The sequence below is a fragment of the Halostagnicola larsenii XH-48 genome, assembly GCF_000517625.1.
GTDB lineage: Archaea > Halobacteriota > Halobacteria > Halobacteriales > Natrialbaceae > Halostagnicola > Halostagnicola larsenii.
In genome coordinates, this window is record NZ_CP007056.1 from 524,033 (window position 1) to 544,937 (window position 20,905).

16 protein-coding genes are annotated in these 20,905 nt (G+C 60.3%); 7 read left to right on the plus strand and 9 right to left on the minus strand.

The genetic code is table 11. From position 1 onward, the window contains the following. Nucleotides 1-586 precede the first annotated feature (586 nt). From HALLA_RS16210 to HALLA_RS16240, 7 genes are all read right to left on the minus strand, one after another. On the minus strand, nucleotides 587-1,720 hold the full coding sequence (locus HALLA_RS16210) for a M24 family metallopeptidase (RefSeq protein WP_049954596.1): 1,134 nt from the start codon (nucleotides 1,718-1,720) through the stop codon (nucleotides 587-589). An 81-nt stretch (nucleotides 1,721-1,801) separates the two neighbouring features. Beyond that, nucleotides 1,802-4,021, minus strand: coding sequence for an alpha-L-arabinofuranosidase C-terminal domain-containing protein (locus HALLA_RS16215; RefSeq protein ID WP_049954597.1), 2,220 nt, complete (start codon nucleotides 4,019-4,021; stop codon nucleotides 1,802-1,804). Nucleotides 4,022-4,153: 132 nt separating this feature from the next. Further along, nucleotides 4,154-4,582, minus strand: coding sequence for a universal stress protein (locus tag HALLA_RS16220; RefSeq protein WP_049954520.1), 429 nt, complete (start codon nucleotides 4,580-4,582; stop codon nucleotides 4,154-4,156). Between the two features lie 90 nt (nucleotides 4,583-4,672). Beyond that, the gene (locus tag HALLA_RS16225) at nucleotides 4,673-6,052 is read right to left on the minus strand and encodes a GntP family permease (RefSeq protein ID WP_049954521.1); all 1,380 of its coding nucleotides are present in this window, start codon (nucleotides 6,050-6,052) and stop codon (nucleotides 4,673-4,675) included. 148 nt (nucleotides 6,053-6,200) lie between these two features. Then, entirely contained in the window at nucleotides 6,201-7,244 is a 1,044-nt protein-coding gene (locus HALLA_RS16230; protein WP_049954522.1) for a zinc-dependent alcohol dehydrogenase, read from the minus strand. 99 nt (nucleotides 7,245-7,343) lie between these two features. Continuing rightward, on the minus strand, nucleotides 7,344-8,423 hold the full coding sequence (gene gfo6 / locus HALLA_RS16235; RefSeq protein WP_049954523.1) for a D-xylose 1-dehydrogenase Gfo6: 1,080 nt from the start codon (nucleotides 8,421-8,423) through the stop codon (nucleotides 7,344-7,346). Nucleotides 8,424-9,168: 745 nt separating this feature from the next. Continuing rightward, nucleotides 9,169-10,404 carry a mandelate racemase/muconate lactonizing enzyme family protein gene (locus HALLA_RS16240; RefSeq protein ID WP_049954524.1) on the minus strand — a complete coding sequence of 412 codons (1,236 nt, stop codon included), beginning with the start codon at nucleotides 10,402-10,404 and terminating at the stop codon, nucleotides 9,169-9,171. A 121-nt stretch (nucleotides 10,405-10,525) separates the two neighbouring features. On the opposite strand from HALLA_RS16240, the gene HALLA_RS16245 reads away from it, so the two are divergent. Next, on the plus strand, nucleotides 10,526-11,179 hold the full coding sequence (locus HALLA_RS16245) for a ThuA domain-containing protein (protein WP_049954525.1): 654 nt from the start codon (nucleotides 10,526-10,528) through the stop codon (nucleotides 11,177-11,179). Between the two features lie 50 nt (nucleotides 11,180-11,229). Here the strand turns inward: HALLA_RS16245 and xacF are convergent, their stop codons facing one another. Further along, nucleotides 11,230-12,678, minus strand: a complete 1,449-nt coding sequence (gene xacF / locus HALLA_RS16250; protein WP_049954526.1) for a 2,5-dioxovalerate dehydrogenase — start codon at nucleotides 12,676-12,678, stop codon at nucleotides 11,230-11,232. Nucleotides 12,679-12,921: 243 nt separating this feature from the next. Here xacF and HALLA_RS16255 point away from each other — a divergent pair, with 243 nt between their 5' ends. Beyond that, entirely contained in the window at nucleotides 12,922-13,794 is an 873-nt protein-coding gene (locus HALLA_RS16255; protein WP_049954527.1) for a fumarylacetoacetate hydrolase family protein, read from the plus strand. Between the two features lie 216 nt (nucleotides 13,795-14,010). Next, nucleotides 14,011-14,772: an IclR family transcriptional regulator gene (locus HALLA_RS16260; protein WP_049954528.1), complete on the plus strand. Its 762-nt coding sequence runs from the start codon at nucleotides 14,011-14,013 to the stop codon at nucleotides 14,770-14,772. Between the two features lie 104 nt (nucleotides 14,773-14,876). Here HALLA_RS16260 and HALLA_RS16265 read toward each other — a convergent pair whose 3' ends face one another. After that, on the minus strand, nucleotides 14,877-16,382 hold the full coding sequence (locus tag HALLA_RS16265) for an alpha-N-arabinofuranosidase (protein WP_049954529.1): 1,506 nt from the start codon (nucleotides 16,380-16,382) through the stop codon (nucleotides 14,877-14,879). Nucleotides 16,383-16,526: 144 nt separating this feature from the next. Here HALLA_RS16265 and HALLA_RS16270 point away from each other — a divergent pair, with 144 nt between their 5' ends. From HALLA_RS16270 to HALLA_RS16285, 4 genes are all read left to right on the plus strand, one after another. Beyond that, nucleotides 16,527-17,300, plus strand: a complete 774-nt coding sequence (locus HALLA_RS16270; RefSeq protein ID WP_049954598.1) for an SDR family NAD(P)-dependent oxidoreductase — start codon at nucleotides 16,527-16,529, stop codon at nucleotides 17,298-17,300. A gap of 382 nt (nucleotides 17,301-17,682) precedes the next feature. Beyond that, nucleotides 17,683-18,966, plus strand: coding sequence for an ABC transporter substrate-binding protein (locus HALLA_RS16275; protein ID WP_049954530.1), 1,284 nt, complete (start codon nucleotides 17,683-17,685; stop codon nucleotides 18,964-18,966). Nucleotides 18,967-18,993: 27 nt separating this feature from the next. Next, on the plus strand, nucleotides 18,994-19,968 hold the full coding sequence (locus tag HALLA_RS16280; protein WP_049954531.1) for a carbohydrate ABC transporter permease: 975 nt from the start codon (nucleotides 18,994-18,996) through the stop codon (nucleotides 19,966-19,968). 2 nt (nucleotides 19,969-19,970) lie between these two features. Then, complete coding sequence (locus HALLA_RS16285) at nucleotides 19,971-20,903, plus strand: carbohydrate ABC transporter permease (RefSeq protein WP_049954532.1); 933 nt, start codon at nucleotides 19,971-19,973, stop codon at nucleotides 20,901-20,903. Nucleotides 20,904-20,905 lie beyond the last annotated feature (2 nt).

Consider the following 20,905-nt stretch of genomic DNA (forward strand, 5'->3'; position numbering starts at 1 on the left):
TTGAATATGGTAATGAGGGAGTTTACTCCGTTCAAACTAATCAGTAGCCGAACGAGATTCGTCTCTCGTTCGACTATGACACTTCACCATAGGAGGTAGGACGAATAGTTAGTATTTTGCTATAGTTTCAACCATAATCCACGGGAATGCGTTGTGAAGTGCTGTTATCAAAATTATTATACCAAAGAATGACAATATCCACAATCATATGATCCGATATCGAGAACGATTATACCATATTTTGTTATATTACTGAAATCTGTGATTTATGTTTGGAGCGAGAGCGATTGCTACCGCGAGCGACGACTCGAGAGTGAACGAGTAACTCATCGATGATCAAACCGTACCCACCTCACAAGCGAGAGATTTCGGAGAACGAACGTCTGCTGATCGAGTGGGTCGCCGGAGACTGTCAGTGAGCTACGACTGCTCTGTCAATCCGGTCGTATCGGGTAGTGTGGGCAGACGACCGTCGACGACCCGACTACGGATATTCCCTACCCATATATGAATTGTTTGGTTTTTGGAGGGCGATTAGCGAAGAATATCCGAAAATCAGTCGAGACACGGGGGTCGTTCTGCGCACTCACTCGATGAGTAGCGGTTCGTGTACCGAGACGGATTCGTCGAAGCCGACCGCATCGTAGCTTCCCGTCGGCCAGTCGCCGGTCGACGTAAGCACCTCGAGGTCGTCGCGGTCGGCATCGACGAGAACCGTCTCCTCGCACTTTGCCCCCTGAATCGTCGGGTTCCACGCGAACGGCATCGGCGTCCGAATGGGGATCGCAGAGTCTGGCGTCGCCGTCCACTCGCGGCTCTCGTACCCGATCGCGCCGCCCTGATGATGGCGACGCCACTCGTCGGCGTGTCCGACCGCGGCGTAGGCCGCTCGAATCGCCTCGAAAACGTCACCTGCAGTTCCGCCAGTTTTCGCCGCCTCGAGCGTCGCTGCGATGGCCGTCGCGGCGACTCGAGCCGTCGCTTCCTGTCGGTTGTAAAACCACTCCGGCGGATCGAACGCGACCGTCCGCGTGACCGCGACGTTGTGGCCGCCCCGCTGGGCGACGACCGTGAGGTGGCCGAACGCCTCGAGCGGCGCGTCCGTCGGCGTGAAATGTCGTTCCCGCAGGGATCGCTCGGAACCGCCGACCAGCACCACCGGCGAAGCGAATCCGTGGCTCGACAGCTCGCGTCGAAGCGCCGTCGCGGCTTCCAGTTCGGTCATCTCGGGGGAGACTTCGTCGGCGACTGCCTCGACGGCCCGTGTCGTCTCCAGACAGGCAGTCCGGTAGCGCTCGAGTTCGGCGTCCGGCATCGGCGTTCTGAGCCCCGACGGATCGACCGTCTCCAGTCCGTCGATGGGTACGTCCGCCCCCGCCGACGATCGGGACCGACAGCGGTCTGCAACCGCGGCCGGAAGCGAGGATTCGTGCCACTCGTACTGTTCGAGTTCGACCTCGATCGGTGTATCCTCGAGCAGCGGTAGCTCCTCCGTTCGAATCCGCTCGAGTTCGTTGTTCGGCGCGAGCAATCGAACGCGGACCCCATCGGCCGGAATTCCGAGCGCGGCCACGCCCACGTCGGCTGCCGCATCGACGACGGTACTCCCGCCAGCCAGCCAGGCGACGTTTTCCGGTCGCAAGAGCCACAGTTCCTCGAGGTCCCGTCGAGCTAATTCGTCGAAAATCCGATCGCGTTTGACACTCGCTGGAGCAGTCATACCGACAATACTCTCAGTCTCGAGCATAAGTTTTTCTCGGGTCGCTGGCCGATGAATCCACAATTCGGGAGCGAGGGGGTCTCAGTCGCGAACGAACGTCACACGAACGATCGAAAACGGCGGGACCGTGACGGTTGCGGAACCGCCTTCGACGGCGACCGAGTCTCGCGACGGAGCGACGTTTTCGGGATCCGCGAACGTGTTTTCCTCGGCCATCGTTTCGCCGGCGAGCGTCGTCACCGTCGCCTCCGGAACGGGATCGAATCCGTCCTCGAGATCGATCGTGACCGCGATTTCGTCCGCGTTCGCATCGCGGTGGACTAACTCGATGAACAGTTCGTCGCCCGACCGACTCGACGCCGCGAGCGGATCGAGAATTGGGACATCGGAAACAGGCGGAAGTTCGCCGAAGAATTCGGCGGTATCGGTCGCGAACGCCGTCTCCGTGTCGTAGGTGTCACACGTCAGTTCGGTCTCGAGCGGCGTCCCGCCGAACAGCGAGGCACCCATTTGGTGGTAGTAGTAACACGGGTCTGCCCAAACGCGTTCGCGGTGTTTGCGAAGCCCGCCGCCGTGATTGCCGGCACCCGAGTGGGTAAACATGTCGACGGCACCCGAACGGACGCTCTCGTGGACGAACGTGGCGTCGTAGATTGCCTCCGATATCGATCTGTTCGTCGGAAGTACGGGCGGGCCAGCTTGGTCCGTCCACTGCTCACGGTCGGGGAACGTGAAAAGCTGTAGTTCGGTAAGCGCGATCTGTGGATCGTCGATGCCAGCCTCTCGCATCGCCTCGCGTACGTCAGCGTACTCCTCCATCACCCGACCGGCGAGGGCCATGTGACTGTTGTACAGTTCCCGCTGGTCGACGTCGGGGCCGACGGGTGTTCCGACGAGGACGTGGTCGGTGAGCCACTCGACTTGATCGCCGGCCGTCGACAGGACCGGGTCGTTCCAATCGGTCAGGCGATTTCCGCAGGCCAACACTTCGATAGCGCCGTCCACGTCGACCATCGCCTCGTGGAATCTTCGATACCTGTCCGCGTAGCCCGCGGGCGTCGTCCAGGTGACCTGCCACGGACCGTACACCTCGTTGCCGACCTCCCAGTAGGTCACGTCGAACGGCTCCGGATGGCCGTGTTCAGCCCGAAGCGCTCCCATCTCGGTCTCCGTCGATCCGTTGCAGTACTCGACCCACCGGGCGGCCTCCGCGGGTGAGCCGTTTCCCGCGTTGACGCAGATCATCGGCTCACAGCCGATCCGCTCGCAGAACTCGAGGAACTCCACCGTCCCAAACAAATTCGTCTCGAGGCCGTCCCAGGCGGGATTCGGCTTCGTCGGCCGCTGTTCGGCCGGACCGACCCCGTCGCGCCAGCGATAGCCCGAGACGAAGTTGCCGCCGGGCCACCGGAAGAGCGGTAGTTCCGCCTCGCGCAGGAACTCGATAACCTTCGGGTCCGCCGTCCCGACGTGATCGGCCGGATACAACCGCGCCATATCGAGCACGAGATTCGCCGGTGAATCGGTCGTAAGGCTGAATGCGAATAGCGTCTCCGGCGACGCCTCGAGATCGTCGGGAAGCTCGAGTTCGAAGTCGACGCTCTCCCACGATTTATCTACGGACACTGTGGTGTCGGCGAGGGCGGTCTCGAGGCGACCCGAGGGGCCGACTTCGTGGATGGCTACTGTCACCGTGGTTGGCGTCGCCGCACGCGCCGTCAGCGATCCCTCGAATTGACGGGTTCGATGGGTCGGCAGGGAACACCACTGCGCGATGCCAGCGGAGTGTGCGAGCGATCGGTCGGCGGCCGATTCGGTGGGATGGGAGGTTCCGCTCGCCGTTATCTCGACTCGTTGAGCCCGGTCGCCAGCGATTCCGACGTCCGGACTCGTCGTGACGGTGACATCGTTGCCGCCGTCATCACCGAACGGAAACCACCAGAGTGCGGTCGCACCCCGGTAGGACTCGCGGAGTCTATCCGCGTCGGGATAGCCTCGAGCGTCGGCGTAGGCGTCGATTCGGTCGGCTTGCGTGTCGGAATCGTGGACGGCTGGACGTCCGCCATCGACGGACGGGTGTTCGACCTGAAACTTCCAATCGCCGAAGGTCGGGTTGTGGAGGATCTGAGCCGTAAAGGAGTTCTTCGCGTTTCGCGTCGAGTAGAGGTGTTCGCCGAACTTGCCGAACAGTTTCGGGTCGACAGGATCCGCATCGGTCGTCGTCGGGTCGACGGTGACCGTCGCCTCGTCGGGATCCGACTCAGTCGATGTTCGGTGTGTTAGCAATTGCTTATCCGTCATATCCATACATTTCCGCCGGCAGTAATAAATTCGTTCGCCCAAACGACCGTCGGTGTCTCGAGGTCGTCGAAGACGACCCGTCGGTCTTCGTTTGAGGATCCTATCCGGACTCGAGCGGACTGGCAGCGGCTCTCAGGCCTCGGCCATCACAGTGACGACGGGACAGTCTGCGTCCAGCAAGACCGACTGCGTGACGCTGCCGAACAACGCCTTTCCGACGGGGGAGCGCGACCGGCCGCCGATGACGATATACCGCGCATCGACTTCCTCGGCGCGGGCGAGGATTTCTTCGGCCGGATCGCCCACTCGCCCGACCGGTTCGGCGTCGTCGGCTCCACCAGCAGAAACGTCGGCGACGACTTTCTCGGCGAGTTCCTGGGCTTGCGCTGGCGTTGGCGAGTCGGACTCGTTCAGGTACTGATTGACGAGGTAGGCGTGATCGCCCGCCTCGTAGACCAGGACCACCTCGAGGGACTCGTCGAACTGGTCTGCGAGGGCCCGCCCTTCGGCAAGGACGCTCTTCGAGCCGTCTTCCCCGTCGATCGCTGTCACGATGGTCATAGGGTGCGATATCACGCCGATTCATAAATAAGTTCGTAGACGGTTCACCTCGCATAGTTGGAAATAAAATCGAAACGACGACCAGAGCGGTTAGGTAAGCGGGAAAAACGTTGAGAGGATCATGACGACGAGAAAACCGGTAATCGAAACGATAGTCGTCAGCGCGGTCCAGATTTTGAACGTTTCGGCTTGCGTCAGGCCGCCGATTTCCTTGACGATCCAGAAGCCGCTATCGTTGTACCACGAGAAGATCGTCCCTCCCGCGCCGATTATCATGACGAGATACACGGGATGCACTGAGAGACTCCCGAGCAGCGGTTCCATAATCCCCGCAGTCGTCAGCAGGGCGACCGTCGCCGACCCCTGTGCGATCCGGATCGTCGCCGCGATCACGAATCCGGCGACCAGCAGCGGAATGCCGAGACCCTCGAGGGCCGTCGCGATGTAGTCCCCGATTCCCGACAGCGCGAGCATACCGCCGAACGCGCCGCCCGCCGCGGTGATCGCAGCGATGTGGCCGCCGCTCTGGAGCGAGTCGACCAGTTCGTCCGACCACTCCTCGCGGGTGATCGACTCCATGCGGTAGTACGTGATTGCCGCTGCGAGGGCCGCCGCGGTCAACGCGATATTGGCGTCGCCGACGAACGTGGTCGCGACATCCACTGATCCACCCTCGTTCAGGAGATTCACGTCGATCAAGGTATTAACCGTCGTGCCCGAGGAGACCAGCACCACCGCGAGTAAAATCGGGAGCATCGCCTCAAGCATCCCCGGCAGTTCGGACGACGGTCGGTCCGCCAGTTCTTCAACCCGTTCGACCGACGAGCCCATGGTTTCGCGGAGCGGAATCTCCATCTGACGGTTGATCCACTTGCCGTAGAGAACACCGGAGACGAACACCGTCGGCATTGCGACAGCAAGGCCCATCAGGATCGTCGGGCCGAGTTCGACACCAAGTTCAAGCGCCACCGCGAGCGGTCCCGGCGTCGGCGGAATAAAGCCGTGTGCTGTCACACCAGCAGCGCCGACGATGGTGATAAACAACGCGTAATCCCGGCCTTTTCGCGCGCGCATCGATCGGGCGAGCGGGGCGAGCAGGAAGAACACGTTGTCGAAAAAGACCGGAATCGCGAGCACGCCGCTTGAGCCGCCCAGCGCGAGATAGGAGTACTTATCGCCCGTCAACGACTGAAACGCACGAACGATCCGTTCGGCAGCGCCGCTTTCCATCATCGTTTTCCCGATTACCGCTGCCATGAGAATCGGGATACCCACTCCAGCCATCGTATCACCGAAGCCTGCCGCCATTTCCTGAGGGACTTGCCCCAGAGGTACTTCGGTCGTCGCAGCACCGACGACCAGCGACGCGATTACCAGTCCGATGAACGCGGGGATGCGAAGCCAAACTAACAACGCGATGACTACGATCAGTCCGATGCCGAAGACGATGAGGGGGTTTGCGAATGCCATACACAGACATTCAGAGGCAGTATAAAATAATCTTTGGTGATTGTTTTCACATATTACTGGAAACAAGTTCCAATCGCCACCACCCGTTGATCAACAAAGAAGGATGGAAATTGCTTAACAGTCAACGAAGTCCAGAGACCGTCAGAGCTTACTCTCGAAGTACGCTCACGTCGAAGACGGGTTTACAGGTGTCGCCCGCCAGGAACGACTCGAAGGCCTCATCGGCCTCGAGCAGCGAATACCGGTCGTCGAGGAACGTCTCGAGGTCGACGTCGCCGGACTCGATGAGTCTGAGCGATCGCTCGAAATCCTCCCAGGTCGAAGCGTACGAACATTGCAGGTCGATTTCGGCACGGACGAGCGGCGAGTACGCCATGGTCGTCTCGCCCGTCTGGCCGACCATCACGATCTGGCCGCCTTTGCGAACCTCGTCGACGGCCATCGTCAATCCGGACGGATGCCCGGTCGTATCGAAGACGACATCGTAGCCGGCACCGTCGGTCAACTCCTCGCGGACGCCCTCTAAGTCGTCGGTCTCGACGTTGAGCGTCGGGAAGCCAAGTTCCTCGGCGAGCGGGAGGCGATAGTTCGTGTCGCTGCCGACGCCGGCGACGACGATGTCCCCGCCCTGCGCGTCCGCGATCTGGGCGGTCAGGAGGCCGATCGGGCCGGGACCGGCGACGAGGACGCGGTCGCCCGCGCCGACTCGAGAGTTCTGAATAACGGCTCGAGCGCCGATGCTCGTCGGCTCGACCAGCGCGGCGTGTTTCGGGTCGACGCCATCCTGAACGTGTTGGAGTGCCGTCTCCGGAACGGAAATGTAGCCAGCGTAGGCACCGTCGTGATCGACGCCGGTGATTACGGCATCTTGACAGACGTTTTCTTCTCCCATCTTACACTGGTAGCACTCGCCACAGCCCCGAATCGGTCGTTCGACGACGCGGTCGCCAACCTGGAATTCCGTGACGCCGTCACCGGTCTCGACGACGGTGCCGGTGTACTCGTGACCGATAACGGTCGGCAGGTCCATCCGTTCGAAAGCCGATTTAAACTTGTAGATCCCAGCGTCGCTGCCACAGAGACCCGCGTAGTCGACTTCGATCAGCGCTTCTCCCGGAGCTGGATCGGGCCGCTCTCGATCCACGAGTTCCATCTGGCCGTACTCCCGGCTCGTTTTCGCAAGTCCACGCATACGTTCGTATGATCCGCCGAAGGGTATAATTCTATTGGACTCCGCGTCGGAGCGAGCGAGAACCGGATCGCAGTGTGGGCATCGGGACCGAATCGATCGCTATTCGATGTCGACCCGTTCGTCGCGTTCGGCCGCCTCGTGGACGGCCCGAATCGTTCGCATATCGTCGAGGCCGTGACGACCGTCCGGAAGGATCGGTTCGTCGCCGAGCACCCGGTCGGCGAAGTAGTCGAACTCCTCGCGCATCTCCTCGACAGCGCCGTACTCAGTATCGTGGATTTCCGCCCGAAGACTGCCCGACGAGAGGTGCAGCGTCGCCTCGCCATGGAACGCGGGGGCGAGTTCGATCGATCCCTCGGTGCCGATGATCTTGAGCTGGGTATCCGTCTGTGCGTGCTGGCTCGTCGTACAGACGAGCGGCAGGTCGCCCTCGAGCGTCAGCGTGAACGTCGCGTTCTGGTCGGGAACGTCCTCGAAGGCCGCCGCCGACGAGGACATCCGGGCGGTGACGGCGACCGGATCGCGCTCGAGCAGGAACCTGGCCGTGTTGATGGGGTAGATGCCGAGATCCATGACAGAGGTCCCGTATCCGGTGACGTCGGAATCGAGTCGCCACTGGTCCGGGTCGGGATTCATCTCGAGGATCGGTTGCGTGTTGTTCCCGTAGACGTGGGTCGGTTCACCGATGAAGCCGTCGTCGATGAGTTCCTTCGCTCTGCGAACGGCCGGTTCGGTGTGCATTCGGTAGGCCGTCATCAGCGGAATGTCGGCCGCTTCGGCCGCCTCGACGAGTCGCTCGGCTCGTTCGACGGTGGCCTCAAGGGGTTTCTCACAGAGGACCGCCTTTCCGAGTTCGGCGGCGGTTTCGACGTACTCGAGGTGGAAGGCGTTGGGCGTGCCCACGTAGACCGCGTCGTAGGCGTCGACACCGGCACCGTCGTGGAAGTCGTCGTAAGTGAGACCGCGTTCGACGCCGTGTTTGTCGGCCAGACGGTCCGCTTTTTCCTGTGTCGAACTGACGAGAACGGTGGTTTCGCAGTGAGACGTCTGCTCGATCGCGGGAAGGACGACGTCTACCGTCCACCACCCGAGTCCGACGAGCGCAAATCGGAGGGTTCCGTCGGCCCCCGTCTCCCAGTCGCGTTCTTCGAACCGGCCAAGCACGGTATTGGTTTCCATACGGAGCCGTTTCGCCCGAGGGGAATAAAATCGTTCGGTGTGCTCGAGAGGAGACACCGACGGAACGTGGAGGCCCACCGTCGGTCTCGATAGCGAAAGTGGACGGTACTGATTGTTCTCTGCTAATTGGAGTTCACAGCTTGACTAGAGTTGTTCTTATTCTCAGAACAAAGTTATCGAGTTTGACCGACCGACAGTCTATTTGAGAACTGAGATGGAGCGTGAGACACCATTCGGACGATCAAACTGAGCCGTGTTTTACGAAGGTACGATCGTAATATTCTGCAACACTCGAGCGATGGCGAGCAGCGTTCTGTCGCGTTCCGTTTCCGAGAAACACCAGATACTGACCCCAACAAGCCCTGTATCAAGAGTTAAAAGAATGAATACAACGGGGCAGAAATTAGCTAGACAAAGCCTATCATGACTGGTTCTTTGTTTGATAGGGGTTGTTCTGTAATAGAGAAGAGAGTTTTCTACAAAGAAGGAGACTCACCTACTAGAGACGCCTCTCGCGCGGATAGAATCTGAGTGTCCTATCCGCGGTAGCTTTCGAGATCGGATAGCTCGAGCGGACACATTTCCGCTATACTCTATCTACGTCTCGGATCAAACGCGAGATAGTTGTGACAATCTGCCCACATGGGGCTGGATGTAGCGTTAAAGAATAACAGAACAGCACTCCTGCGTGCTCGAGTCGCTGAACGATTTCGAGCAAAAGAGTGATCGGCGAAACGACGGCGAGTTACGCTTCGTCGAAGAGGGTTTCGCCTTCAACCATGTGTTCCTCGACGGCGTCGAGATCCAGCGTCAATCCGAGACCTGGTTTTTCGGGGACTTCCATACGGCCGTTTTCGATCAATCCGTCTTCTTCGACGAGATCCTCCCACCAGCCGAGTTGGTAGGAGTGATACTCGAGCGCGAGCGAGTTCGGAATCGCCGCGGCGACCTGCGCGGAGGCCATCGTCCCGATCGGCGATGAGACGTTGTGCATCGCGACGGGGACGTAGTACAGATCTGCGAGGTCCGCGATCTTTCTGGTCTCGCGCATCCCGCCTACGCGCGGGAGGTCGGGTGCGATGATGTCGATCGACTGGTTCTCGATGAGTCGGCGCTGCCCGTGGGTCCGATAGACGTTCTCGCCGACCGTGATCGGCGTCGTCGTCGACTGCGTGACCTCCTGTTGAACGTCGTGGTTTTCCGGCGGGACCGGATCCTCGAGCCACCAGACGTCGTAGGCCTCGAGTTCGCGTGCCAGCCGTTTCGCGGAGCCGGCGGAGAACGACCAGTGACAGTCGAAGGCGACATCCGCCCGGTCGCCGACCCGTTCGGTAACCTGCCGGACGATTTCGACCTTGTGGTCGATTTCGGGGCCGCGAAGGTGGCGGTTCGCACGATCCTTCTCGTGGCCCGAGGGAACGTCCAGATCGAACTTGATGGCGTCGTAGCCGAGTTCCTCGACTACGCGTTCGCCCTCGTCGGCACAGGCGACGGGGTTGGCCTCGTCTTCGGTGTGAAGGTCGCAGTAAACCCGTACCTCGTCGCGGTACTTGCCGCCGACGAGCTGATAGGCGGGAAGCTCGAGGATCTTGCCGGCCACGTCGTGCAGCGCGATTTCGATGCCCGAGATGGCCGAGATTACCTTGCCCGAGATCGAGCCCTCGCCGGACATCTTCTGGATGAGGTGTTCGTACAGCCGGTCGATGTCGAGTGGGTTCTCGCCGATCAGGAACGGCGCCATCCGTTCGATGATCGCATCGTCGCCGCCGCCCCAGTAGGATTCACCCGTTCCAACGAGCCCGGCGTCGGTGTAGACGCGGACGAGAATCCAGGGGTAGTTGCCGTCGACCATCGTGGTCTGAACGTCAGTAATCTCGACGTCGCGTGGACCTCGGTCGGCGGTCAGCTCCATCGTCTCCGAGGACAGGTCGCGCATCGTGTACTCTGCGTTCGGATCGCGTAGCGTCCGGTAGTTCGGCATACGCTTGCTGTTTACTTCTCATGGTATATCACGTTTGGCATGTCGATTACGGGAGCTGTGACTGGAAAATGGTAGTACCGCTACAATGGATTTTAGCCCCTGCAGCGTAACGATACCAACGATGCCTGAACCAAACGCTGTCGTTCTCGGCGGAAATCGGTTCCCGTTTCACCGACTCGAGCGACTCGGGCCGGTTGTCGAACAATCAGTAGAAGAGCGAGGAATCGATGCCGACGTGACCACCGACCGCGATGTCCTGCTCGAGAAACGGATACGTGAGTACGATGTGCTCGTGGACATGACGACCGACAGCACGTTGAGCGACCGCCAGGAGTCCGGCCTCCGGTCGTTCGCCGAACGCGGCGGCGGCTACGTCGGCGTACACGGCGCAGCGGACCTCACCACGACTGCCGACGAACGACTCGAGGAACCGATTCCCGAACTCCGCGAACTCATCGGCGGGCACTTTCTGGGCCACCCCGAACAGTCGACGTTCGACGTGAACGTCGTCGACAGCCACCACTCGATCACCGCCGATCTGGACGGGTTTACGGTGTGGGACGAACCCTACGTGCTCGAGTACGACGACGATGTTCGCGTGCTCGCGCGTATGGACCATCCCCAAAACGGGGATATGCCCGTCGCGTGGGTGAAACCGTTCGGCGACGGCCGGGTCTTTTACTGCTCGCTCGGACACGACCTCCCGGCGCTGAGAAACGACGGCGTGCAGGCGCTGCTCGAGCGAGGGATCCGCTGGGCAGCGAGAAACGACTAGTCGCAGTCGAGCAGCGTCGATCGGACGCGAAAAAAGCGGCGTTAGATGCGTTAGAACGTGTCGTAGACCGTCTTCTCGATCGTGTAGAAGTCGATTCCAGCGTCGCCCTGTTCGCGCCAGGTTTCGCTCGAGGACTGTTTGAATCCGCCGAACGGAACGTGGAGCTCGAGGCCGGTCGTCTTCGCGTTAATCTTGGCGACGCCCGCCTCGACCTCGCGGACGAACCGCTCGGCTTCCGTGTGATCGTCGGTGACGATGCTCGCCGAAAGGCCGTACTGCACGTCGTTGGCCGCTTCGACGCCCTGTTCGTAGTCCTCGACTTCGATCACGGCGAGGACCGGACCGAAGACCTCCTCCTGTGCGATCCGATAGTCGTTCTCGACGTCCGAAAAGACGGTCGGCTCGACGTAGTAGCCGTCCTCGAAGCGCTCGCCTTCTGGCTGGCCGCCGCCGGTCTCGAGAGTTGCCCCTTCTTTCTGCGCGACATCGATGTAGTCGAGCGTGCCCTCGAGTTCGCTTTCGGTCACCTGCGGGCCCATGTCGTACTCGTCGCCGGGACCGATCTCGATCGACTCGGCTTCGGCGACGACGGCGTCGACGAACTCGTCGTAAACGTCCGTGTGGACGATTGCCCGAGAGCAGGCGGTACAGGCCTGGCCCGTGACGCCGAACGCGCCCGAAGCGACGATTTCGGCGGCTTCCTCGACGTCAGCGCTGTCCGAAACCACCGTCGGGTTCTTGCCGCCGAGTTCGGTCTGGACGCGCTTGCCGTCGTCGGTGGCCTTGTCGTAGACCATGTGGCCGACTTCGCCGGAGCCGGTAAAGGAGACCGCGTCGACGTCGTCATGGGTGATGATCGCATCGCCGACCGTACTGCCCGGGCCGGTGACGACGTTCGCCGCACCGTCGGGGAGGCCGGCCTCGTCGAGCGCCTTGAACAGCTCGAGTGCGACGCCCGGTGCGACCGACGCGGGGTTGAGCACGACGGCGTTGCCGGTCGCCAGTGCGGGGGCGAGCTTCCAGGCCGGGATGGCGATGGGGTAGTTCCACGGCGTGATCAACGCGGTGACGCCGACGGGTTCGCTGACGGTATAGAGGTTCGTCCGCGGCCCGCTCGCGCTCTTTACCGAACCGCCGAGGTCTCGAGTCTTCTCGGCGTAGTAATAGAAGATGTCGATGGCTCGCTGAACTTCGCCGCCGGCTTCGGCGTGGGTCTTGCCCTCTTCGCGGGTGAGTAGTTCGGTCAGGCGGTCCTTCCGGTCGGCCAGGATCGAACCGGCTTCGCGAAGAATCGCGCCGCGTTCGGGTGCCGGGGTGTTCGCCCATTCGGACTGGGTGGCCGCCGCCGCTTCGACCGCCGTATTCGCATCCTCGACGGTCGACTGTTGATACGTCGCGACGACTTCGTCCGGGGCGGACGGATCGGTCGTTTCGAAGGTCTCAGCTGCTTCTGTGTCGGTCCACGCGCCGTCCACGTAGTTTTGGTAGTTCGCGGTCACGAGTACCCTATCGGTGTGCTCGTATACGGATCTTATGATTCGGACAGGATTCTCCGCCTCGCGCGAAACGAGACCTACTGTCCGGCCACGTGATGATTCAGTTTATTCAGGCACGCGAGCGGACACAGAAAGACCCCTATGACAGCACCGATTTACGAATACTCAGGGGAGTAATCCACGATTCAGCGTTCGGAGACGAGCACCAGACCTAATACGGATGCGAATAAAGTTGGAGATACTCACATGCGCTACTACCAGCTATGCGAGGACGGAGCCCCCCGCCTCGCGCTCGAGACGGCTGACTCAGTGTACGATCTCACGGCGGCAAAACCGCGGTTACAAACGTTCGAAGACCTCCTCGCTGCGGCGGATATCGCTAACCAGTCGATCGATGCGGTCGCGGATCAACTCCTCGAGGACGCTGTCGTCCTCCCGAGCGAGCCAGTGGAGGATCATGCTGCAACAACTCCGGTTTCGTCGGGCGAAGTCTGGGCAGCCGGCGTCACCTACCGGATTAGCGAGAAAGCGCGGCAGGCGGAGAGTTCGATGCCGGATATGTATATCGACGTCTACGAGAGCGACCGACCGGAAGTGTTCTTCAAGGCGACGCCGAACCGTACCGTCGGTCCCGACGAGGCGGTCGGTATCCGCGCGGACTCCGAATGGGACGTGCCGGAACCAGAACTCGGTATCGTCCTCTCGGGCGGAGAGATCGTCGGGTATACGATCGGAAACGACATGAGTAGCCGATCGATCGAGGGGGAGAACCCGCTTTACCTGCCGCAAGCAAAGGTCTACGATCGATGTTGTTCGATCGGACCGTGTATCCGGTCGGCCGATTCCATCAGCGACCCGCACGACCTCGAGATGTGGATGACGATCACTCGAGACGGTGAGCTCCGGTACGACGAATCGACGAGCACGTCGAAGATGGTTCGGTCGGTCGAAGAACTGACCGAGTATTACGTCAAACACAACGCTGTTCCCGACGTGTCCGTTCTGTTGACCGGAACGTCGCTCGTTCCAGACGAAGGGTTCACGTTACACGAAGGCGATGTCATCGAGATCGGTATCGAGGAAATCGGAACGCTCACCAATACCGTCGTCGAGGTCTGAGCGGGTCCCAGTCGAAACGACTCGAGAACTGTACGGAAGCTCACTCCCTGCTCGTTTATGCTGTGGCTCGACGTGTTGGCTGCAAGTACCCCCGCAGGCGACCAGTCTCAAAGCAGGATAACTCGTTCTATCGTGGGCGGGTCGATTCGTGCGGTGAGGAACGGAGTTTGTTATCAGAGAACAATCTATATGGGGCTTCGGTTTGATTGGGACCGTATGGCTGAACCGAACCATCCCGTTCGCACCGTCGGAAGGACGTTCGAAATCCTCGAGGTAATTCAGGAACTCGACGGCGCTGGCGTTTCGGAAATCGCCGAGCGCGTCGACATCGGTAAAAGCGGCGTTCACAATCACCTCACGACGTTGACGAACTGCGAGTACGTCGACAAGGAAGGCGACGAATACCATATCGGACTGGCGTTTCTCGGGCTCGGTGCATACGCCAGGAACAGAACACCGATATACGACACCGCACAGGGACAGGCCGACAAACTGGCAGAGGAAACCGGCGAGCTCGTCAACCTCCTCGTCGAAAAGAACGGCAGAGGGATCTACCTCTACCAGGCAAAAGGCGATAACGCGGTCGAACTCGACACCCACGAAGGGAAACGGGTCCGATTGCACTGTACGGGGCTCGGAAAAGCGATACTCGGGTTCCGGCCCGAGTCGGAAGTCGACCGGATCCTGTCCGAACACGGCCTTCCGGAAGAAACTCCCCAGACGATCACGGACCGTGATGAACTCGCCGACGAACTCGAGGACATCCGCGACAAACGATACGCGGTCGATCGAGAGGAACGACTCAACGGCCTGCGCTGTATCGCCGCACCGATCACCGACGACGACGACCGAAGCGTCGCGGCCATCAGCGTCTCCTGTCCCGTCCACCGCGTCGGCGACGAACGCTTCTACGAGGATCTCCCGGAGACGGTGCTGGCGGCAGCGAACGTGATCGAACTCGAGCACAACTATTCCTGAGCCACAGTCCGTGACGAGAACGCTACGACACAGCGTCTCGCCGATTTGCTCGGTTAAAACAAACGGAGCGAAAGAACCGGTGCTATGGGACGGTCACGTCGCTTTTACTGGTCGATCGAAACTGCGGCGACCGTCGACGGCGGCAGTTCCGTCGTGAGAGTTCCGTCGGTGTCGACCGAAACTGCGAGTTGCTCGGCTCCGAACTCGGCGGCGTTATCCGCAGTTACCTCGAGGTCGGGCTCCTGATCGGCAAAGAGGATTTCGCCGGAGACGTCTTCTTCGGCCGGTTCGGTGCCCTCAAGCGAAAGTTCGACCGTCTGTGAACTGTGGCAATCGAGGTTCGTGAGCGTCACGTACGCCTCGTCCGCATCGACCGAGGCCGAGGAGCCGACGAGCGGCAGTTCTCGATCGTCCTCGAGTTCTCGAGACGGCGTAGACACGGAGGTCTGGACGGCTTCGTTGCCCTTGTGTGGTGCGTAGAGGTCGAAGACGTGGTAGGTCGGTCGCGCCCAGGCGTCGTCCTCGTCGGTTTCGACGAGACACTGGAGGACGTTGACGGTCTGTGCGATGTTCGTCATCGTGACGACGTCGCTGTGATCGTTGAAAATGTCAAGCACCGACGCGGCCGAGAGCGCGTCGAGAACGGTTCCGGGCTGCTCGAGCCCGTTGTCGGCTGTCGCTTCGGGGTGCCAGGATCCCCACTCGTCGATGATGACGCCGATGTCTCGGGTCGTCGCGACGGCGTTGATCGCCGCTGCGATCCGTTCGATGTGGTCTTCGGTCTCGAGGGCGTCGGCGAGGAACCGATCGTACTGCTCGTCGTCGGCCTCCGAGACGGTCATTCCCTGTCCGTAATAGTGATGCAGCGTCAGGTGATCGAGCGGGAACTCGGTCCCCCACGGTGCGCCGGCGACTTCCTCCATGAAGCGGCGGTTCCACTCGTGGCCCTCGAACCCGCAGGCGATGAGCTCGAGGTCCTCCTCGACTAGCAGGTTGTCCATGGTACCGACGTAGGTCGCGTATCGACGATACTCTCGAGCGTACTGCTCGGGCGTCATTCGGCCGCCACAGCCCCAGTTTTCGTTTCCAAGGCCCCAGTATTTGACGCCGTAGGAGTCTTCGCGGCCGTTTTCGCGACGGCGGTCTGCCAGTTCGGTGTCGCCCTCGTAGTTGCAGTACTCGACCCAGTTTGCCGCCTCCTGTGGATCCCCGGAGCCGACGTTCGCCGCGAGATACGGCTCCGTGCCGATCCGTTCGCAGTACTCGAGGAACTCGTCGGTCCCGAAGGCGTTCGATTCTTCGGGAGTCTCCTCGGGCCCCTGCGCCCAGAAGAGATTTCGGCGACGCGGGCGGTCCTCCTGCGGCCCGACGCCGTCCTCCCAGTGATAATCGTCCGCAAAACAGCCGCCCGGCCACCGCAGGACGGGAAGCTCGAGGTCTGCGAGTAACTCGAGGGTGTCCTCGCGGAATCCCTCCTCGTCGGAGCTGTCGCTGTGCCAGATACCGCCATAGATACAGCGTCCCAGGTGTTCGGCGAAGTGGCCGTGAACCTCGGGCGCGATGCGATCGATCGTTGCCTCTGTATGTACTGTTACACGTGCGTCAGTCATGCACTAATTTGATATTTTCGGAGAGTGATATAAATACTTCGGATCCCGTCACTTTTCAGACTCGATTGCGGTCGGCGGGGCGTTCCGTTCGGGTGCTGTCACGCGATGGAAACGTTCATGGTATCACACGAGAGTCTCTCGAGCATGCAGGACTATTCACACGCGCCGGTTTCGGTCGCCGACAAGCGTGCGATCGTCGTCGGTGGGACGAGCGGGCTTGGACAGGCAATCGCCGTGGGCTTTGCGGCCGACGGTGCGGACGTCATCGCGACGAGTCGCAGCCAGGACGCCGTCGACGAAACCGCCTCCCTACTCGAGGATCACGGCGCGGACACCGCGCGTGTCACGTGTGACGTGACCGACCGGGACTCGCTCGAGAACGTCCGCGACATCGCTCGAGAGACGTTCGGCGGCATCGATATCGTCGTCGCTTCGCAGGGAGCTATCTCGAGAGAGACGGTCGTCGGAATCGACGACGACGAGTGGGAGTTCGTCACGGACGTCGCACTCGACGGCGTGCGGCGGGTGACGCAGGTGTTCGCGCCTGCGATGGACGACGGCGGTTCGATCATCAACATCTCCTCGCTCGCCGCGCGCCTTTCGATGGCGAACCTCCCGGCGTACTCGGCTGCCAAAGGCGGTGTCGAAGCCTTCACTCGAGCCTCAGCCAAAGAGTTAGCGCCCGAGGTTCGAGTCAACGCGATCGCTCCCGGCTTTTTCATCACGCCACAGAACGCGGACACGTACGCCGACGGAACCGAAAAACGCGAGCGAATCGACGATCGCACGCCACTGGGACGGGTCGGCGAACGCGAAGAGTTGATCGGAGCGGCGATCTACCTCTCGAGCGATGCGTCGTCGTTCGTCACGGGCGAAGTGCTCACCGTCGACGGTGGGTTCGCAGATAGTGCGTTCTGAGTTCGGACGCGGCTATAGCTGGTGAGAGCCCGACTACCAGTAATGTATACGTGTTTTTCCGTGAACGTATAACTCAAGATTTAGTTCAACCCTTCGTCAACGGTGTCGCGGCGACCCGATGGTCAAGGACACCGTGTGGAAAGACGGGTGTCATCGCGGAGGATCTGCTAAGTTCGGTCACGGTGATAGACCTGCTGGACAACGAGTGCAAGCGAGATTGAAGGGACGGGCCCACAGTGCATTGAACAAGTATCGAAGCTCCAGTCAAATTGGCGGTCGAGAGGGGCCGCAAGATGAATGCGAGAAGTGCCAATTGGAACTACATACCGACGTTCACTATACCGATACTTTTTTTATTATGTATAGATTTGTTCCCAATGGTATGCGTAGCCATGACAATCTCGTCAGGGGAACGGGTAGACGAGCGTATCTCGGAACAATCGCCACGGGCACCGCCTTCGCTCTTGCAGGCTGTATGGGCAGTGCTGGATCCGACGAACTCGAAGTGATCCACGGGTGGACCGGCGGCGACGGCGAAGCGGCGATCAACGCGCTTATCGAAGCGTTTGAAGAGAATCACGGAGACATCGAGACGAACTTCGAAGCCTCCGGGGGAGAGGGTAACGCGCAGGTGAACTCGGTCGTTCAACGACGGCTGACGAACTCGAATCCGATGAGTTCGTTCGCCAACTGGCCGGGTGCAAACCTCGAAAACTACGAAAACGGCCTGATGGACATCGAAGCGGACGTCTGGGACGCTGAAGGGTTCAAAGACACCATGCAGGAACGGGCCATCGACCTCTGTACGTACAACGACCAGATGGTCGCGGTTCCTATCGGGTCCCACCGGATGAACAACCTGTTTTATAACACGGCAGCGTTCGACGAAGCCGGCGTCGACGCCGAGGAACTCGGCAGCGTGCCGGACCTCATAGATGCACTGGAAACGATCGACGAGGAGACGGAATACACGCCGTTCGCACACGGGATGGACGCCGGGTTCCTCGGTCTACAGACGTTCGCCCAGATCCTCACGAGTCAGAGCGGCGTCGACGCGTACATGGACTTCATCGATGGTAACGGCGACCGGGACGCGATGCTCGAGGCGCTCGAGTCGCTCCAGGAGATCAGGGAGAACTACATCACCGATGACGCGTCCTCGATCGGGTACACGGAGGCGGCCCAGTACCTGATTTCGGGCGACGCTGCGTGTATGCACGGTGGAAATTGGATGTACGGGATGTTTCGGGAAGACGACGAATTCAACTACGGTGAGGAGTGGGACTGGGTACCCTTCCCCGGGACGGACGGCGTCTACTTCTACCACGTCGACGCGTTCATCGCGGTCGGCGACAATCCAACTCCGGACGACACGATCGCTTGGCAACAGTTCGTCGGGTCGAAAGAAGCGCAGATCGCGTTCAACGAACCCAAAGGCTCCGTTCCGCTTCGGACCGATATCGATTCCGAAGAGCTGTCCGAGTTCCTTGCGTTGAATTATGAGGACCTCCTCGAGTCAACCGACTTTCCACCGACGATCGCCCACGGTCTCGCGGTCAGTCCGCGGGCGAAAAACGACTGTGAAGGTGTGATTGCCAACGAATTCTCCGGCCCATACAACGCTGAAGCGGCGGTCGACGGATTGCTCGACGCCGTCTCGGAGTAGACGAACTATAAGTGATGTTTAGTAACTATGAGTGAAGCATCTAATCGGGTAGCAACGAGGGACAAAGAAGATCCCACATCGCCTCCTCCAGAAGAGACGGTAGACTGGCGAACGAAACTCAGGTACTTCCTGAACAGCGACTTCGTCCGATCGTCGCCGTATTGGGGGATCCCGTTTCTCCTTATGGGGATCGCCGTGTACGGGGGAATCGGCTACAACATCCTGATTTCGTTAACGGATTACGAAGGAATCGGCGAGCCCAACTTCTCGAATCTCGATCTCGAGATGTACCGGACGGCGTTGGCGGACGGCGCGTTTCGAGAAGCCGTGATCCACAACTTCGTACTGATCGTGGCTTTTACGACGATGTCGCTCGCACTCGGTCTGTTTCTGGCAATCCTGCTCGACCACGGGATCAGATACAAGGACAAGATTCAGACGATATACCTTCTGCCCATGGCGCTCTCGTTCGTGGTGACGGCTCAGCTCTGGCTGTGGATGTACAATCCGTCACGGGGCGTGGTGAACGTCATAATCACGACGTTCGGCTTCGACTCGATCGACTGGCTCGGGAATCCCAGATTCGCGCTGGCTGCGGTCATCCTCGCGCTGGTGTGGCAGTTCAGCGGGTACGCGATGGTCGTGTATCTGGCCGGCCTCCAGTCATTACCGGACGATCAGTTCGAGGCGGCGAAAGTCGACGGCGCGAGTCCGTTTCGGACCTATCTGAAGATAATCGTTCCCCAGTTGAAAGAATCCTCTGTCGCCGCTGCGGTCGTCCTGATGCTGTTCGCGCTCAAGGCGTTTGACTTCCTGTACGCGCTGTTGGGATCGTACCGTCCGCCGACCGGGACCGATATCATGGCGACGCTGATGGTCCGCGAAGCGTTACAATTCGGTAGATGGGCCTATGGCGCGGCGATCGCGACAATGTTGCTCCTGCTCGCTCTCGGTATCATCGCGCCGTATCTCGCCTACCAACACCGACAGGGGAGCCTATAACAATGTCACAATCGAGACCGAACACGAATTTCGACGTCGCATCGCTCGTGGAAGATGTAAACCTCAGGCGTGTCGGTCAGTACACACTGGTCCTCGTCTTCCTGGGATTCTTCCTCGTCCCGCTTGAGACCGGGATCATGACCGCATTGAAGACGAACGAATCGCTCGCGCGGTCGCTGCCGTTCGCGCCGCCGGTCGGAGACGGCTTCACGCTCGAGAACCTCCAGTACGCGGTCAACAATCTCTCACACGCGTTCGTTAATTCGCTGGTTATGGCGATTCCGGCGACGATCATCAACGTGTTGCTGGCGAGCATGGCAGCGTACGGACTCACCATGGTCAAATGGCGCGGCCAGATGATCGTTCTCGTCCTGTTCCTGATCGGTATTTTTGTCCCGTATCAGGCAGTTGTGGTTCCGCTCTCGAACTTCTGGAACAATATTTTCCCGCTCGCACGGATGCTGGAACCGATATTCGTGACGCTGCCGTACTTCCAAGGGGGGCACTCGAGACTTGTCCCGCTGATAATAACCCACGTCGCCTACGGGATCCCGATCTGTACGATCCTGTTTCGGTCGTATTACACGAGCCTCCCGGATTCGTACGTCGAAGCGGCCAAGGTCGACGGAGCGAGCATCACGAAGATCTACCGGCGGATCGTCCTGCCCATCTCGAAGCCGATGTTCGGCGTCGTGTTCATTTACCAGTTCACGCAGATCTACAACGAGTTCCTGTTCTCGTTGACGCTAATCACGGGAGCGAACTCGCCGGAGGCGACGGTCACGCTGATCCTGCCGTCGATCGGCGTCTCAACGTCCGGCATCAACTTCGGGATTCGAATGGCAGCGGCGTTCGTCGCGGCGTTGCCGACGATCCTCCTGTATATTGCGTTCGCCGAACAGTTCGCGAAAGGCCTGCAAACGGAGAGTGGATGATA